At 67.1% G+C, this 16,136-nt stretch carries 11 protein-coding genes, 3 tRNA genes and 1 pseudogene; 8 read left to right on the forward strand and 7 right to left on the reverse strand.

Annotated elements, in window-relative coordinates:
• The first annotated feature begins 145 nt into the window (after positions 1–145).
• From emrR to emrB, 4 genes are read left to right on the forward strand one after another with little or no spacing between them, the layout of a single operon-like run.
• Positions 146–589 carry a multidrug efflux system transcriptional regulator EmrR gene (gene emrR / locus N7367_RS04630; protein WP_053518351.1) on the forward strand — a complete coding sequence of 148 codons (444 nt, stop codon included), beginning with the start codon at positions 146–148 and terminating at the stop codon, positions 587–589.
• Positions 586–2,079 (forward strand): multidrug efflux transporter outer membrane subunit EmrC, encoded by a 1,494-nt coding sequence (gene emrC, locus N7367_RS04635; RefSeq protein ID WP_065174708.1) that lies wholly within the window; start codon positions 586–588, stop codon positions 2,077–2,079. Before emrR ends, emrC begins: the two co-directional genes overlap by 4 nt.
• Positions 2,080–2,090: 11 nt before the next feature.
• The gene (gene emrA, locus N7367_RS04640) at positions 2,091–3,269 is read left to right on the forward strand and encodes a multidrug efflux MFS transporter periplasmic adaptor subunit EmrA (RefSeq protein WP_053518354.1); all 1,179 of its coding nucleotides are present in this window, start codon (positions 2,091–2,093) and stop codon (positions 3,267–3,269) included.
• Between the two features lie 7 nt (positions 3,270–3,276).
• Complete coding sequence (gene emrB, locus N7367_RS04645; RefSeq protein WP_053518356.1) at positions 3,277–4,863, forward strand: multidrug efflux MFS transporter permease subunit EmrB; 1,587 nt, start codon at positions 3,277–3,279, stop codon at positions 4,861–4,863.
• Positions 4,864–5,039: 176 nt separating this feature from the next.
• On the opposite strand, the gene N7367_RS04650 is transcribed toward emrB, so the two are convergent.
• Positions 5,040–5,124, reverse strand: a tRNA-Leu gene (locus N7367_RS04650).
• 50 nt (positions 5,125–5,174) lie between these two features.
• On the reverse strand, positions 5,175–6,074 hold the full coding sequence (locus tag N7367_RS04655; protein ID WP_053520458.1) for a LysR family transcriptional regulator: 900 nt from the start codon (positions 6,072–6,074) through the stop codon (positions 5,175–5,177).
• 100 nt (positions 6,075–6,174) lie between these two features.
• On the opposite strand from N7367_RS04655, the gene N7367_RS04660 reads away from it, so the two are divergent.
• Positions 6,175–6,921 carry a sulfite exporter TauE/SafE family protein gene (locus N7367_RS04660; RefSeq protein WP_065174710.1) on the forward strand — a complete coding sequence of 249 codons (747 nt, stop codon included), beginning with the start codon at positions 6,175–6,177 and terminating at the stop codon, positions 6,919–6,921.
• Positions 6,922–6,984: 63 nt separating this feature from the next.
• Here the strand turns inward: N7367_RS04660 and N7367_RS04665 are convergent.
• Positions 6,985–7,069 (reverse strand) — tRNA-Leu (locus N7367_RS04665).
• A 130-nt stretch (positions 7,070–7,199) separates the two neighbouring features.
• Positions 7,200–7,284, reverse strand: a tRNA-Leu gene (locus N7367_RS04670).
• Between the two features lie 356 nt (positions 7,285–7,640).
• On the opposite strand from N7367_RS04670, the pseudogene rnr reads away from it, so the two are divergent.
• The 3 genes and pseudogenes from rnr to rlmB all read left to right on the forward strand — a co-directional run.
• Positions 7,641–9,872: pseudogene (rnr, locus tag N7367_RS04675) on the forward strand (ribonuclease R); the annotation flags it as partial.
• 30 nt (positions 9,873–9,902) lie between these two features.
• Complete coding sequence (locus N7367_RS04680; protein ID WP_279941832.1) at positions 9,903–10,397, forward strand: GFA family protein; 495 nt, start codon at positions 9,903–9,905, stop codon at positions 10,395–10,397.
• 92 nt (positions 10,398–10,489) lie between these two features.
• On the forward strand, positions 10,490–11,233 hold the full coding sequence (gene rlmB, locus N7367_RS04685) for a 23S rRNA (guanosine(2251)-2'-O)-methyltransferase RlmB (RefSeq protein WP_053518184.1): 744 nt from the start codon (positions 10,490–10,492) through the stop codon (positions 11,231–11,233).
• Positions 11,234–11,326: 93 nt separating this feature from the next.
• On the opposite strand, the gene N7367_RS04690 is transcribed toward rlmB, so the two are convergent.
• Genes N7367_RS04690 through N7367_RS04700 form a run of 3 tightly spaced genes read right to left on the reverse strand, consistent with a single transcriptional unit; the run spans position 11,327 to position 15,962 of the window.
• On the reverse strand, positions 11,327–12,766 hold the full coding sequence (locus tag N7367_RS04690) for an efflux transporter outer membrane subunit (protein ID WP_345781888.1): 1,440 nt from the start codon (positions 12,764–12,766) through the stop codon (positions 11,327–11,329).
• Complete coding sequence (locus N7367_RS04695; RefSeq protein WP_065174714.1) at positions 12,763–14,721, reverse strand: MacB family efflux pump subunit; 1,959 nt, start codon at positions 14,719–14,721, stop codon at positions 12,763–12,765. Before N7367_RS04695 ends, N7367_RS04690 begins: the two co-directional genes overlap by 4 nt.
• Complete coding sequence (locus tag N7367_RS04700) at positions 14,718–15,962, reverse strand: efflux RND transporter periplasmic adaptor subunit (RefSeq protein ID WP_111185757.1); 1,245 nt, start codon at positions 15,960–15,962, stop codon at positions 14,718–14,720. Before N7367_RS04700 ends, N7367_RS04695 begins: the two co-directional genes overlap by 4 nt.
• Between the last annotated feature and the right edge of the window lie 174 nt (positions 15,963–16,136).

The following is a 16,136-nucleotide window of genomic DNA, read 5'->3' on the forward strand; positions in this document are numbered from 1 at the left end:
TGGCTTGATGGTACTACCGGGCCATCCTGGGGCGCCATTAAGGTAGGCGCCTTCACTGATCCAGCCCGCTGCTGCAACACAGCATTCGATGCCAGATCGAATATTTCCATTGAGAAATATTTTTTTTGGAAGAGAATGCACTCCCATGATCTGTCCTGCAACCACTCCCCCCAGCTTCGGCCTGCTGCTGCGCCAGGTGCGCGACGGCCTGGTCCGCCAGCTTGACGCGTCCATGGCCGAAGAAGACCTGGGCATCGGCTTCACCCACTACATCGGGTTGAAGGTGCTCTCGAACATGGCCCCCTGTACCGCCAACGAACTGGCCCAGGCCATCGACCAGGTACCCAGTGCCGTCACCCGCCTGCTGGACAAGCTGGAAGCCCTGGGCTGCGTTCGCCGCGAGGCACATGCGCAGGACCGCCGTGCGCTGCAGATCGTGCTGACCGATGAAGGCCGCGCACTGTGGGCGCGCTTGAAGCTGCGCGGCGACGCGGTGATGGATTACGCCCTGCGCGATCTGTCCGCCGACGAGCGCACGCTGCTGTTGTCCCTCCTGACCCGAATCCGCGATTCCCTGACGACCCCATGAACCCGATCCCGCATTCCTCATTCCGCCGGTCCGGGCGCGCGCTGCTGCTGTCGGCGCTGGCGCTGGCGCTGGCCGCCTGCGCCAGCAGCCGCGGCCTCGAACCGCAGGCCCGCCTGCTCGATGTGGACAGCCTGCACAGCGAGCGCACCCTGGCCGACACCGATCTCAGTGCCACCGGCTTCCCCGCACAGGACTGGTGGAAGGCATTGGGCGATGCGCAGCTGGACGCGCTGATCGCCGAAGGCCTGGCCGGTCATCCGAGCCTGGACGCCGCCGACGCACGTCTGCGCCAGGCGCAGGCCAAGGTCGGTACCGCACGCGCTGACCGCCTGCCCAGTCTCTCCGTTTCCGGCGGCTACACCGGGCTTCGCCTGCCCGAGTCGATGGCCGGCGACGAGATCGGTGGCCACTACGCAGGCAGCAGCCAGGTCGCTTTCGACTTCAGCTACGGCATCGACCTGTGGGGCGGCAAGCGCGCCGCCTGGGAAGCGGCCGTGGATGGCGCGCATGCCGCCACCGTGGAGGCCCAGGCCGCGCGCCTGAATCTGTCCACCGGCATCGCCCAGGCCTATGCGGACCTTGCTTACGCGTGGCAGCTCGACGATGTCGCCGAGGAAGAACTGACGCGGTCGCAGAAGTCGCTGGAACTGACCCGGCAGCGTCGCCGCGCTGGCATCGACAGCGATCTGCAGGTGCGCCAGGCCGAAGCCCGCGTGCCCGCCGCGCAACAGCAGGTGCAGGCCGCGCAGCAACGCATCGACGCCGCCCGCACCGCATTGGCCGCCCTGGTCGGCAAGGGCCCCGACCGTGGCCTGACGATCGAGCGTCCGCAGCCGTTGAATCCGACGGCCCTGCAGCTGCCAGGCGTGCTGCCCAGCGAGCTGCTCGGCCGTCGTCCTGACATCGTCGCCGCACGCTGGCGCGTGGAAGCGGCCAACAAGCAGATCAAGGTCGCCAGGACGAAGTTCTACCCGAGCCTCAACCTGACCGCGCTGGCCGGCGTGGTGGCGCCGAATGTCGGCGATCTGCTGCAGAGCAGTTCCACCTTCGCCTACATCGGCCCGGCGCTGAGCCTGCCGATCTTCGAAGGCGGCAAGCTGCGCGCCAACCTGGCCGACACCGATGCGCAGTACGACCTGGCGGTGGCCAATTACAACCAGGCGGTGCTTGACGCACTGCGCGACGTGGCCGACCAGGTCAATGCGGTGCGCTCGCTGGCGCAGCAGGCGCAGTCGCAGCAGCAGGCCGTGGACACGGCGCGTGCAGCGTTCGACCTGGCCGGGCAGCGTTACCGCGCCGGCATCGGCAGCTACCTGGATGTGCTGTCCGCACAGTCCACCCTGCTGCAGTCACAACAGCAGCTGGCCAGCCTGCAGTCGCAGCAGGTGCAGACCTCGGTGCGCCTGAGCAAGGCGCTGGGCGGGGGCTTCCAGCCCAGTGATGCCGATCGCGCGCCGCTTGCCTCCCATTCCGATTCCTCGCATTCCTGAAGATCCCCGCCATGAGCCAGACCCAAGACACTGCGGCCCCGGCCGCCTCCAACCGCCGCAGCAACCTGCTGCGGGGCCTGTTCGTCATCGTCGTGCTGCTGCTTGCCGCACTGGCGCTGTGGTATTTCATGTTCGGCCGTTGGTTCGAAGAAACCGACGATGCCTACGTGCAGGGCAACCTCGTACAGATCACCCCGCTGGTGGCAGGCACCGTGGTCGCCATCAATGCCGATGACGGCATGCGCGTGGAGCGTGGCCAGCTGCTGGTGCAGCTGGACCCGGCCGATACGTCCGTGGCCCTGCAGCAGGCTGAAGCCAACCTGGCCAAGACCGTTCGCCAGACCCGTGGCCTGTATCGCAGCGTGGAAGGCGCGCAGGCAGACCTGAATGCCCGTCAGGTGACCCTGAAGCGCGTGCGCGAGGACTTCGCACGCCGCAGGGATCTGGCCGCCACCGGTGCCATCTCCAACGAAGAACTCGCCCATGCCCGCGATGAGCTGGCGGCGGCGGAAGCAGCGGTGGCCGGTTCGCGCGAGACCGTCGAGCGCAACCGTGCGCTGGTCGACGATACGGTGATCGCCACCCAGCCCGACGTGCAGGCGGCCGCCGCGCAGCTGCGCCAGGCCTACCTTAACAATGCCCGCGCCGGCATCGTCGCGCCGGTCACCGGTTATGTGGCCCGTCGCTCGGTGCAGGTGGGCCAGCGTGTGCAGCCGGGTGCCGCACTGATGGCCGTGGTGCCGACCGAGCAGATGTGGGTCGAGGCCAACTTCAAGGAAACCCAGCTGCGCCACATGCGCCTGGGCCAGGAAGTGGAGCTGAAGTCTGACCTGTACGCCGGCGATGTGAAGTACAAGGGCCGCGTGCAGAGCCTGGGTCTGGGGACCGGCTCGGCGTTCTCGCTGCTGCCGGCGCAGAACGCCAGCGGCAACTGGATCAAGATCGTGCAGCGCGTTCCGGTGCGCATCGCCATCGATGCCAAGCAGCTTGCCGAACATCCGTTGCGTATCGGCCTGTCGATGAAGGCCGAGGTGAGCCTGCGCGACCAGAAGGGCGAGGTGCTGCCGAGCGCCCCGGCCAAGGGCACGGTGTTCGACACCGACGTCTATGCCAAGCAGCTGCATGATGCCGACGAGGTGATCCACTCGATCATCCAGGGCAACGTGCCGCAGCAGTCGAAGGTGGGCTGAGGTCGCCATGTCCGCCCAAGCTCCAGCCGCGCCCGGAAGCCCGGGCGCACCGGCGGCGCCGGGTGCGGCCGCCGGGTTTCTGCCGCCGAGCGTGGCCCTGTGCACCGTGGGCCTGGCGATGGCCTCCTTCATGCAGGTGCTCGACACCACCATCGCCAACGTCTCGCTGCCGACCATCGCCGGCAATCTCGGCGCCAGTTCGCAGCAGGCGACGTGGGTCATCACTTCGTTCGCGGTCAGCACGGCCATCGCACTGCCGCTGACCGGCTGGCTCAGCCGCCGTTTCGGCGAGCGCAAGCTGTTCGTCTGGGCCACGCTGGCCTTCGTCATCACCTCGCTGTTGTGTGGCCTGGCGCAGAGCATGGGCATGCTGGTGGTGTCGCGCGCCCTGCAGGGCTTCGTGGCCGGCCCGATGTATCCGATCACGCAGTCGTTGCTGGTCTCGATCTATCCACGCGAGAAACGCGGGCAGGCGTTGGCGCTGCTGGCGATGATCACCGTGGTCGCGCCGATCTGCGGGCCGATCCTCGGGGGCTGGATCACGGACAACTACAGCTGGGAATGGATCTTCCTGATCAACGTGCCGCTGGGCATCTTCGCCGCGCTGGTGGTGGGCAACCAGCTGAAGGGCCGTCCGGAACACGTGGAGAAGCCGAAGATGGACTACGTCGGCCTGATCACGCTGGTGATCGGCGTCGGCGCACTGCAGCTGGTGCTCGACCTGGGCAACGACGAGGACTGGTTCTCCTCCACCCGGATCGTGGTGCTGGCCTGCGTGGCGGTCGTGGCGCTGACGGTGTTCCTGATCTGGGAACTGACCGACAAGGACCCGATCGTCGACCTGAAACTGTTCCGCCACCGCAACTTCCGCGCCGGCACGCTGGCGATGGTGGTGGCCTATGCCGCATTCTTCAGCGTGGCCCTGCTGATTCCGCAGTGGCTGCAGCGCGACATGGGGTACACGGCGATCTGGGCAGGGCTGGCGACGGCGCCCATCGGTGTGCTGCCGGTGATCATGACGCCGTTCGTGGGCAAGTATGCCTCGCGCTTTGACATGCGCATGCTGGCGACCATCGCCTTCGTGTTCCTGTCGATGACCAGCTTCCTGCGCTCGGGCTTCAATCTGCAGGTGGACTTCCAGCACGTGGCCGGCGTGCAGCTGATCATGGGCATCGGCGTGGCGCTGTTCTTCATGCCGGTGCTGCAGATCCTGCTGTCGGATCTGGATGGTCGCGAAATTGCCGCGGGTTCGGGCCTGGCCACGTTCCTGCGCACGCTGGGCGGCAGCTTTGCAGCATCGCTGACCACCTGGCTGTGGGCACGTCGCACGCAGGTGCACCACGCCGATCTGACCGAACACATTTCGGCCTATCAGCCGGGCATGCAGGACCAGGTTGCGGCGATGGGGCAGGGTGACCTGCAGCATGGTGCAGCGGTGCTCAACACCATGATCAACCACCAGGCATCGCAGATGGGCTTCAACGACATCTTCTTCCTGCTGGGCTGGATCTTCCTGGCCATCATCACCTTCCTGTGGCTGGCCAAGCCGCCGTTCGGTGCCGGTGCCGGTGCAGCGGCCGGTGGCGGGCACTGAAACTGCCCGCAAACACGGCGCTGTATGTCGACCCCGCCGCAAGGCGGGGTTTTTGTCTGTGGTGAGTTCTGCCAGGCGGCGTTCGCGCAACGCGCGGAAGGCGTCGCCATTGCGTTGACGCTGCGGATTCCGGAAACGAAAAAACCCGCTTTCGCGGGTTTCATCATCATGAGTCGTGGTGCCCAGGAGAGGACTCGAACCTCCACGGTTTTACCCGCTAGTACCTGAAACTAGTGCGTCTACCAATTCCGCCACCTGGGCGACTCAGGAGGGGAATTCTGCGGTACGGCATCGGATGTGTCAACACCATTTCATGCTTTTTTCTCCGCTTCCACGCCGAGGTGCAGCAGCAGGCTGCGCATCGCTGTCGACAGCCGTGTCCAGTCGGCGAAGCAGGCACACAGGCGGCGCTGTGCCCACGCATCCGCGAGGGGCACCGCCAGCGCCTGTGTCGCGCGGCGGTGCTGGCGGGCGATGGTGCGCGGCACGATACCCACGCCGATGCCGTGACCTACCATGATGCACACGCCTTCGAAGGTCTTCATGCGGATGCGCACGTCCAACCGACGGCCGATGTCGCGTGCCTGCGCTTCGATGTAGGTCTGCAGCGCATTGCCATCGGCCAGCGCGACGAAGGTTTCGCTGGCCACATCGGCGAAGGCCAGCGTGCGACGGGCCGCGAAACGATGGCCTGCGGGCAGCAGCATCACAAGGGGATCCTCGGCAACGACATGGCGTTGCAGGCCGGTTGCCTCGACCGCATCACTGATGATTCCCGCTTCGGCCTGGCCAGCGGTCAGGGCGCGGACCACTTCAGGGCTGGTGCGTTCGTGCAGTTCGACGTGCAGGCGTGGGCGTTCGGCCAGCCAGGGAGCCAACCGGGAGGGCAGGTAGCTGGTCAGTGCGGCGGTGTTGGCATACAGGTGCAGGGTGCCGCGCGCGCCCTTCGCGAAGGCCTGCAGTTCGCCACGCAGCTGTGCCTGTTGATGCAGGATCTGGCGCGCGTGGTGGGCGAGGGCGGCACCGGCTTCGGTCAGGCTCACGCCGCGCGGGTGACGCACCAGCAGCGCGGTGCCCGCGTCGTTCTCGATCGCCCGCAGGCGTTCGCTGGCAGAGCCCAGCGCCAGGTTTGCCTGCGCGGCGCCTGCGGTGATGCTGCCTGCGTCGGCCACGGCCAGGAACAGGCGCAGGTCGGCGATGTCCATCCGCATGTCACGGCCCTCGTTGCGTGCCGCCTGCCTTCGGGTCAGCCGAAGGGTGAGGCGCATAAGCCGCATTGTGCGCGGAAGGCGCGCCGGTTCCAATGACGGCATGAGCGAGACGACATTCTTCTATGGTCTGCTGGTTGCCGTGTTCATGCTGGCGGGGGTGGTCAAGGGCGTGACCGGCATGGGCCTGCCGACCGTGGCGATGGGCCTGCTGGGAGGGGCGCTGTCGCCGGTGGCGGCGGCGTCGATGCTGTTCATTCCGACCTTCGTCACCAACGCATGGCAACTGCTGGCCGGGCCATCACTGGGGCCGATCGTGCGACGCCTGTGGCCGATGATGCTGGCCGTGGTGGTGGTGACCCTGGGCGCGGCGACGTTGCTGGTGCGGGTCGACCGCACGTGGTCGCGCGTGGCGCTGGGCGTGGCGCTGGTGGTGTATGCGCTGTACGCCTTGGTTGCGCCGGTATTCCGTGTGCCGCAGCGGCGTGAGCGCTGGCTGGGCCCGCTGGTGGGGGCGATGTCCGGCGTGGTGACCGGGGCGACCGGAGTGTTCGTGATGCCGGCGGTGCCGTACCTGCAGTCGCTGGGGCTGCAACGCGAAGAGCTGGTGCAGGCGCTGGGCTTGGCGTTCACGGTGTCGACCCTCTCGTTGACGGGCGGGCTGGTGCTGCACGGCGCATTCGGTGTGCAGCAGCTGGGATTGAGCGCGCTGGCGGTGTTGCCGGCGCTGGCGGGCATGTGGCTGGGGCAGGTGATCCGGCAGCGGATCAGTGCGCGGGTGTTCCGCGTGTGCTTCCTGGGCTTCCTGCTGCTGCTGGGCCTGGAGCTGGTGCTGCGACCGCTGTTCTGATCCCGTTGGCTGGCGCCCGGACATGAAAAAACCCGCTTTCGCGGGTTTTTCTCAGTCTCGACGTGGTGCCCAGGAGAGGACTCGAACCTCCACGGTTTTACCCGCTAGTACCTGAAACTAGTGCGTCTACCAATTCCGCCACCTGGGCGTCGAGGAGCGAGATTATGGGGTGCCGTGACGGGGGTGTCAACACCCTTGTGAACGCCCGGCCACGCTGCGGAACGACGGCAGGAAACGCGGGCAAAAAAAATCCCCGCCGAGGCGAGGAGATTTTTCGTTGGTGCCCAGGAGAGGACTCGAACCTCCACGGTTTTACCCGCTAGTACCTGAAACTAGTGCGTCTACCAATTCCGCCACCTGGGCGTTCCAGAGGCGCAATTGTGAAGATGAATCCGCAGGCTGTCAACGACTTCGCGGAGTTTTTTCACGTGGCGCCTGCAAGCGGGTCGCTGACCGGTTCTGCACGCCGTCAGCGGCTACCATGGAGGGCGATGACTACCAAAAAACCAAGCAAGGGCGGGAGCAAGTCCCGCAGCCAGGCCCCGAAGAAGGGCGCCAAGACGGGCGCAGCCCGTACCTCCCAGCCGGGCAAGCCACTGCCGGGCTGGTTCCCGGAACTGGGTGGTGGCGGCGCACCGCCGCGCGGTCGCCCGGGCCGTGGCGGCGACGCCCCGGGACCGGCGCCGGGCCGCAAGCTGCCGCCGGCCGGCAAGGTGATCGAGGATCCCTACGCGTCCCGCGAAGCCGAGAAGTACGAACAGCCCATCGCCAGCCGCGAGGCCATTCTGGCCCTGCTGGAGCGCTGCGAAGGGCCGCAGACTGCCGAGGAGCTGGGTGCCCGCCTGGGCCTGACCGCGCCGGACCGGGCCGAAGCGCTGTCGCGCCGGCTGGGTGCGATGGTCCGTGATGGCCAGCTGGTGCAGAACCGCCGTGGAGGTTTCGCGCCGGTGCAGGCGCTGAGCCTGGTCACCGGTGTGGTGATCGCCAATCCGGAAGGATTCGGGTTCCTGCGCCCGGTCGAGGGCGGTGACGACCTGTTCCTGCCGCCCTATGAAATGCGCAAGGTGATGCACGGCGACAAGGTGCTGGCGCGTGTCACCGGCATCGATCATCGCGGCCGCCGCGAAGGCAGCATCGCCCGCGTGCTCGAGCGCGGCATGACCCGTCTGATCGGTCGCTTCAGCATCGAGATGGGCATCAATTACGTGGTGCCTGATGACAAGCGCGTGCAGCGCAACGTGCAGGTGCCGCCTGATCAGACCGGAGGTGCGCGTGATGGCCAGCTGGTGGTCTGCGAGCTGACGCAGGCGCCGGACAGCCGCCGTCCGCCGATCGGCCGCATCATCGCGGTACTGGGTGACAAGCTGACCGCCTCGCTGGTGGTGGAGACTGCCATCCACGGCCACGAGCTGCCGTTCGAGTTTCCGCAGGAGGTGCTGGACGAGGCCGCCGCGGTGCCGCTGGTGGTCGAGCCGGCGATGATCGGCGACCGCGTCGACCTGCGTCGCACGCCGCTGGTGACCATCGATGGCGAGGATGCCAAGGACTTCGACGATGCGGTGTATTGCGAGCCGAACGCGGAGGGATTCCGTCTGGTGGTGGCCATCGCCGATGTCTCCAACTATGTGCGTCCGGGCACGCCGCTGGATGAGGAGGCGCAGAAGCGCGCTACCTCGGTGTACTTCCCGGGCTTCGTCGTACCGATGCTGCCGGAGACCCTGTCCAACGGTATCTGCTCGCTGATGCCCAAGGTCGACCGCATGTGCTTCGTCTGCGACATGCAGATCGACCGCGATGGCCAGGTCGTCCACTCGCGCTTCTACGAAGCGGTGATGAATTCGCACGCACGTCTGACCTATACCCAGGTGTGGCAGGCCGTGGGCGAGGACGATGCCGGCGCGAAGGCCGTCATCGGCGATCTGCTGCCCCAGGTGCAGCGCCTGCACCAGCTGTACAAGGTGCTGGCCAAGGCACGTGCAAAGCGCGGGGCCATCGAGTTCGAGAGCAGTGAAGTGCGCTTCGTGCTGGACAATCGTGGCGAAGTCACCCAGGCCGGCATGCTGGTGCGCAACGACGCGCACAAGCTGATCGAGGAATGCATGATCGCCGCCAACGTGGAGGCGGCCAAGTACCTGCTGTCGCGCCATGTGCCAGCGCCGTACCGCGTCCACGAGAAGCCGCCGGAGACCAAGTACGCCGACCTGCTGGAATTCCTCAAGGAGTTCAAGCTGAGCCTGCCGCCGTGGTCGAAGGTGCGCCCCGGTGACTACACCAAGCTGTTGAAGAAGATCCGCGACCGTCCCGATGCCACCCTGCTGGAGTCGGTGCTGCTGCGCAGCCAGAGCCTGGCCGTCTACAGTCCTGACAACCACGGTCACTTCGGGCTCGCGCTGGAGGCGTACGCGCACTTCACTTCGCCGATCCGCCGCTATCCCGATCTGCTGGTGCATCGCGCGATCAAGCATGCGTTGTCGGGCAAGCCGCTGGACAAGTTCACCTACACCGCACGCGAGATGGCAGCGCTGGCGCTGCAGTGCTCCGAGCGCGAGCGCCGCGCTGACGAGGCCGAACGCGAGGTCGACGAGCGTTACCGGGCCGCATGGATGGAGAAGCATGTCGGCGGCCAGTTCGATGGCGTGATCAGTGGCGTGACCAGCTTCGGTCTGTTCGTGGAACTGGACGATTCCAAGGTGCAGGGCCTGGTCCATGTCACCCAGCTGCCGCAGGACTATTACAAGTTCGATGCGACCCGCAAGACACTGACCGGTGAACGTCGTGGCAGCAGCTACCGGCTGGGTGACCGCGTGCGCATCCTCGTACTGAAGGCCAGCATGGAAGAGCGCAAGATCGACTTCCGGCTGGTCGAACACAAGGGCGAGGAAGAAGAGGCAGGACTGTCGCCGCTGCCCGAACGCGGCAAACCGACCAAGCGCAGGAAAGAGAAGTACTGATCCGTAGAGCCCGTTCCGGAGGAAAGCAGCATGCAGGGCCAACCCGAGTACAGCGGCGGCTGCCAGTGCGGTGCCATCCGCTTCCAGGTGCGCGGTGAGCTGGCCGACAGCTCGATCTGCCACTGCCGGATGTGCCAGAAGGCCTTTGGCGCGTATTACGCGCCTTTGGTCTCGGTGCGCGGCGTGCAGTTCAGCTGGACCCGCGGCCAGCCGCGCTATTTCCGGTCCTCCAATGTGGTCCGGCGCGGTTTCTGTGGTGACTGCGGCACGCCGCTGACCTATGAAGCCCCCGACGGCATGGCCGTGGCGGCGGGGGCGTTTGACCAGCCGGAACGGTTGCCGCCGACGATCCAGTACGGCGTCGAGCGCAAGCTGCCTTTCGTCGATGCCCTGGGCACCCTGCCGGCACGCCGCACGGAGGAGGACGTGGCGGCGCTGGACTTCCTGGCTGCGATCGTTTCCCACCAGCATCCCGACCACGACACGCCACACTGGCCGCCGCGCAGCCGTTCAGCCGAAGGGTAAACGGCGGGTAGCGCCGGGCCCTGCCCGGCGAGCGCGAAGCGCGGCCCTCGCCGATGCTCTACCATAGCCACCCCCTTTCCGGTCCCGCCCGCATGAGCAAGAACAGCCAGTGGATCGTCGGCGTCAACGCCGTCGCCTCCTCCATCGAGAACGACGCCGAGAACGTCCGCGAAGTGCTGGTCGAGGCCGGTGCGAAGAATCCGCGCCTGACCGAAATCGAAGAGAACGCGCGCCGCAAGGGCATCGATGTCCGCCGGGTCACCGCGCAGGCGCTGGACGGCGTTGGCGGTGCGGTCCGCCATCAGGGCGTGGCCGCGCGCTATGCCGCTGCGCGCACCTACAGCGAGAATGAACTGGAAGGCCTGGTCACTGCCGCTGAAGGCAGGGCCCTGCTGCTGGTGCTGGATGAGGTGCAGGACCCGCACAACCTGGGCGCCTGCCTGCGTTCGGCCGCGGCGGCCGGTGCCACTGCGGTGATCATTCCCAAGGACAAGTCGGCGACGGTGAATGCTACCGTGCGCAAGACCTCGGCCGGCGCCGCCGACCGTATCCCGGTGGTGGCCGTGACCAACCTGTCGCGCTGCCTGAAGGATCTGCAGAAGCAGGGCGTGTGGATCTACGGCCTGGCCGGTGAAGCGACCGCGTCGCTGTACGATCTGGACCTGAAGGGCAACATCGCCCTGGTGCTGGGGGGTGAAGCCGACGGCCTGCGCCGCCTGACCCGCGAGAACTGCGATGGACTGGTCAAGATCCCGATGCCGGGCGAGATCGAGAGCCTGAACGTATCGGTCGCCGCGGGTGTCAGCCTGTTCGAGGCCGTGCGCCAGCGCGGCTGATCGTCCCGTGGTAGCGCCGGGCCATGCCCGGCGGATCCAGTCCGACCACGCTCATGGCGTGCCGCGCTCCACGCCGCCGGGCATGGCCCGGCGCTACCCCGCGCTGCCGCCCAGCGCCTTGAACAGCGTCACATCGTTGGTCAACTGGCTCTGCCGGACGCGGGCCAGTGACAACTCCGCATCGCGCCGGGTCTGCTGGGCTTCCAGCCAGGTCCGCAGGTCGGTGGCACCCACGCGGTAGCGCACTTCCTGCATGCGTTCCACTTCCACCGCCTCGTCATACGAGGCCTGCGACGCCGCCACCTGGCGCGCCAGCTGCTCGCGTGCCGACAGCGCGTTGTCCACTTCCGACAGGGCGGTGTACAGCGTCTTGCGGAACCCGGTCGCGGCGATCTGGTAGTTGGTACCGGCCACGTCGGTATCCAGCTGTGCGCGCTGCAGGTTGAGGAAGGGCAGGGACAGGCCGGCACCGAGCGTGGCCACCGGATTGCGCAGGACATCGCCCAGCGAGGTCGCGCTGGAACCGAGGCTGCCGGTCAGGCTCAACGCAGGGTAGTACTGGGTGGCGGTGACCTTGATCGTCTTCAGGCTGTTGCGCAGCCGCAGCTCGGCCGCGCGCAGGTCGGGACGGCGAGCGAGCAGGTCCGCCGGCAGGCCTTCAGCGATGGCAGGGCTGCGTGCCTGCTGCAGGTTCTGCGGCTCGTCCTGTTGGGGCCACGGGGTGCCGTCGAGCAGCACGGTCAGCGCATTGCGCACTTCCACGCGCTGCTGTTCCAGCGCACTCTGCGCAGCGCGCTGCGACTGCAGGTTCTGCAGGGCCTGGCGTACTTCCAGGCGCGAAACCGCACCGGCGTCGAAACGGGCCTGGACCAGTTCGCGGGTGCGTTCCAGCCGCTCCAGGTTGGCCTGGCCGGTGCTGATCGACTGGTTGAGATACGCCAACGCCCAGTACTGGCTGATGGCATCGCCGATCACCAGCAGGGCGGTGTTCTGTCGATCTTCCTCGGTGGCTTCAGCCTCCCAGCGTGCGATGTCGCGCTGGGTCCTGAGCCGGCCCCACAGATCGACTTCCCAGGCCAGCGAAACGCCGGTGGAATAGCTGCGGCGCCAGTCGTCGGCCTGGTCGGTGGCACGGCTGCCGCTGCCACTGACGCCCGACGAGGACGGCTGTGGCCAAAGCGCGTTGCTGGTCAGTCCGGCCTGCAGGCGGGAACGCTGCACGGCCAGGCCGGCGGCGGCAAGGTCACTGTTGGCGGCCAGCGCCCGGGCTACCAGCCGGTCCAGACGTTCATCGCCGAAACCGCTCCACCAGACATCCTCTCGGATGTCGCGGGCAGGCGTATCCAGGCTGCTGCGCGGAGCGTCCACCGGTGCGTTGAGTGCGGCATCGCCACGCCCATAAGCAGCAGCCACGTCGGGATCGGCAACCGGATAACGGCCGACCGAGGCACAGCCGGACAGGGCAATCAGTACGGCGCCGGCCAGCAGCAGGCGCGAGGGAGCAGGAAAGGGGAGCATGGGCATCGTCTTCATTCGCGGGCCAGGGCCTCCACCGGGTCGAGCTGCGCGGCATTGCGCGCGGGAAGGAAGCCGAAGCCCACGCCGATCAGGGTGGAACAGGCAAATGCGGCGATGATCGAAGCGGTGGAGAACAGCACCTGGAAGTCGCTGGCGAAACGTCCGATCATCGAGCCCAGCAGCAGCGCCAGGCCGACGCCGAGCAGGCCTCCGAGCAGGCACACCAGCACCGCCTCGATCAGGAACTGCTGGCGGATGTCACTCTGCCGCGCACCCACGGCCATGCGCACACCGATCTCGCGGGTCCGCTCGGTGACCGAGACCAGCATGATGTTCATCACGCCGATGCCTCCAACCAGCAGTGCGATGGCGGCGATCGCGCCGATCAGCAGGGTCATCGTGCGTGTGGTCTGCTCGATGGTCTCGCGGATTTCGGCGCTGTTGCTGAGGAAGAAATCCTCGGTACCATGGCGCATCGTCAGCAGGCGGGTGATCGCCTCCTGCGCGGCGTCCATCGGCGTGGCGTCATCCACGCGCACGGTGATGCTGGAGACGTGACTCTGGCCCAGCATGCGTGACATCACGGTCGTGTACGGCACCCAGATGCTGAGACTGGTGCTGCCACCAAAGCCGAAGCTCTGCCGTTTGGCGACACCGACCACCCGCACCGGCACGTTGCCGAGCAGGATGACCTGGCCGACAGGATCGACGCCGGGGAAGAACTGGGTCTGGGTGTTCTCGTCGATGATCGCGACCTGGGCCAGCCCTCGTACCGCATCGGCATCGAAGAAGCTGCCACTGAGCAGGGTCACGCCCTTTACCCGGAAGAACTGCTCGCCAACGCCGCTGACCTGGGCGGTGGAGGACTGGTTGCGGTAACGCGCGGTGACCGAGGTCGACACGCTGGGCGTGGCGCTGTCCACGTAGCTCTGCCGTGAGAGCGCATCGGCATCGCTGGCCTTGAGCGTCTGCACACGTGCAGAGCGCATGTCGCCAAAACCGCGGCCGGGATACACATCGATGGTGTTGGTTCCCAGCGCGCTGATGTTCTGCAGGATCTGCTGCTGCGAGCCGTTGCCGAGCGCGACCACCGAGACCACCGAAGCAATGCCGATGATGATGCCGAGCATGGTCAGGAACGTGCGCAGGCGATGCGCGTTCATCGCCAGCAGGGCCATGCGGAACGCTTCGGTGAAGCGGTCGCGCGCTGCGCGCCAGCTGTTGCCGTGGGCAACACCGGTGCTGGCCTCGCGTCGCGCGCGATAGGACGGCGCATCAGGATTGGCGCGGTCGGCGATGATCTCGCCATCGCGGATCTCGATGATGCGCTGGGCATGCTCGGCCACGCTCATGTCGTGGGTGACGATGATGATGGTATGTCCCTCGGCATGCAGCTCGCCCAGGATCGCCATCACCTCTTCGCCGGATTTCGTATCCAGGGCGCCGGTGGGTTCATCGGCCAGGATCACCTCCCCGCCGTTCATCAGTGCACGCGCGATCGACACGCGCTGCTGCTGGCCACCGGACAGCTGGCCCGGCTTGTGATGCATGCGATCGCCCAGCCCGAGCCGTTGCAGCAGCTGCTCGGCCCGCGCGTTGCGTACCGGGCCGGGGCTGCCCGCGTATACCGCCGGCACTTCCACGTTGCCGCGTGCATCCAGGTCACCGAGCAGGTGGTAGCGCTGGAAGATGAAGCCGAAATGCCCGCGCCGCAGTTCGGCCAGCTCGTCCGGCTGCATCCGGCCGGTTTCTCGGCCGGCCACCTGGTAGCTGCCCCGGGTGGGGCGATCCAGGCAGCCGAGGATGTTCATCAGGGTGGACTTGCCCGAACCGGACTGGCCGACGATGGCGACCATTTCGCCAGCGTGGATGTCCAGGTTGACGTCGCGCAGCACGGCAATGACGTCGTCGCCGGCCGGGAACTCGCGTCGCAGGTCACGCAGGCGCAGCAGCGGCGCCGTCGTGCTCATCGGCGCGGGCCCATGCCCGGGCCGCCGACGCGCATCTGCATGCCTCCCCGGTTGCCGCCGCCCGCAGACGCTGCTGCGGCGCTGGCCTCGCCGACCACCACGCGTTCGCCCTCCTGCAGGCCTGAAAGGATTTCAGCTGACGCACCATTGTTGATGCCGACCTTGACCTTGCGCGGTTGTGGCTGGCCCCGATCATCCACCACCCGCACCACGCGCTCGCCGTCGCGGGTCTTCGGCCCCAGTGCCACCGCCGGTACCATCAGCACGCCCTTGGCCTGCTTGAGCAGGACCGACACCTGCGCGGTCATGTCGATGCGCAGGGTGCCGTCCGGGTTCTCCACGTCGAACAGGGCGTTGTAGTACACCGCGCTGCTGGAGCTGGAACTGGAAGAGCTGCTGGAGCTGGACGAGCTTTCATTGGCAATCGATGCCGGTGCCGGATTGATCTGCCGCAGCGTGGCGTGATACTTCCGGTCCGGGTCGCCCAGCGTCGTGAAGTACACCGGCATGCCGGCCTTGATCTTCACAACGTCCGCCTCGGACACCTCGGCATTGACCGTCACCACGTCCAGGCGCGCCAGCATGACGATGGTCGGCGCGGTCTGGTTGGCGTTCACCGTGCGGCCTTCCTCGGCCACCACGGCGACCACGGTGCCGTCCATCGGCGCGGTGATCCGGGTGTAGGCCAGGTTGGCCCGGGCGGTGCCCAGCTCGGTTTCGCGACCCTTGATCTGTGCCTCGTAGGACTGCAGCTGGGCGCGCGCGGTTTTCAGCTGTGCTTCGGCGGCATCGTACTCCTGGCGGGAGGTGGCCTCGGCGGCCAGCATCTGCTGCTGGCGTGCGAATTCCAGCTCGGCCTGGCGCAGTGTCGCCTGCTGCACCGCCCGCTGCGCGATCACCTGGTCCAGCGAGGCCTGTGCGTTGAGCACCTGGTTCTGCTGGGTGGTGGCGTCGATCTCGGCGATCAGGTCGCCTTCCTTCACCGTATCGCCCAGCTGCACCTTCAGCGATTTGATCTGGCCGGAGGCCTGCGCACCTACGCTGACCAGCTTGTAGGCGTCGATCACGCCGGTCGCCTCGACGGTCTGTTCGATGTCGCCACGGCCTACGGGGGTGGTGGCCAGGGCCGGAGCGGCCGGCTTGCGCAGCAGCCACCAGGCGGCCACGGCAGCGATCAGGACGAGCAGGGCGGCCAGCATCAGGCGGCCCCGGCGGGTTGCGGGCAACAGGCGGCGGATCACGTGGTGGCTTCACTCTCGGTGCCGCGATGGCGGCGATGGTGGGCATTGTGAAGACCGGGCGATCAACCGCTCAATCCTCAGGGTGTGTCTGTGTGTAACACTGTCGGCGAAAGCGCGTATCGACAGGTATCCGGCCCGCGGGTGGATACAGTGGTACGCATTGGCCAGGATGCG

The organism is Stenotrophomonas sp. GD04145, assembly GCF_029835135.1.
Taxonomy (GTDB): domain Bacteria; phylum Pseudomonadota; class Gammaproteobacteria; order Xanthomonadales; family Xanthomonadaceae; genus Stenotrophomonas; species Stenotrophomonas maltophilia_P.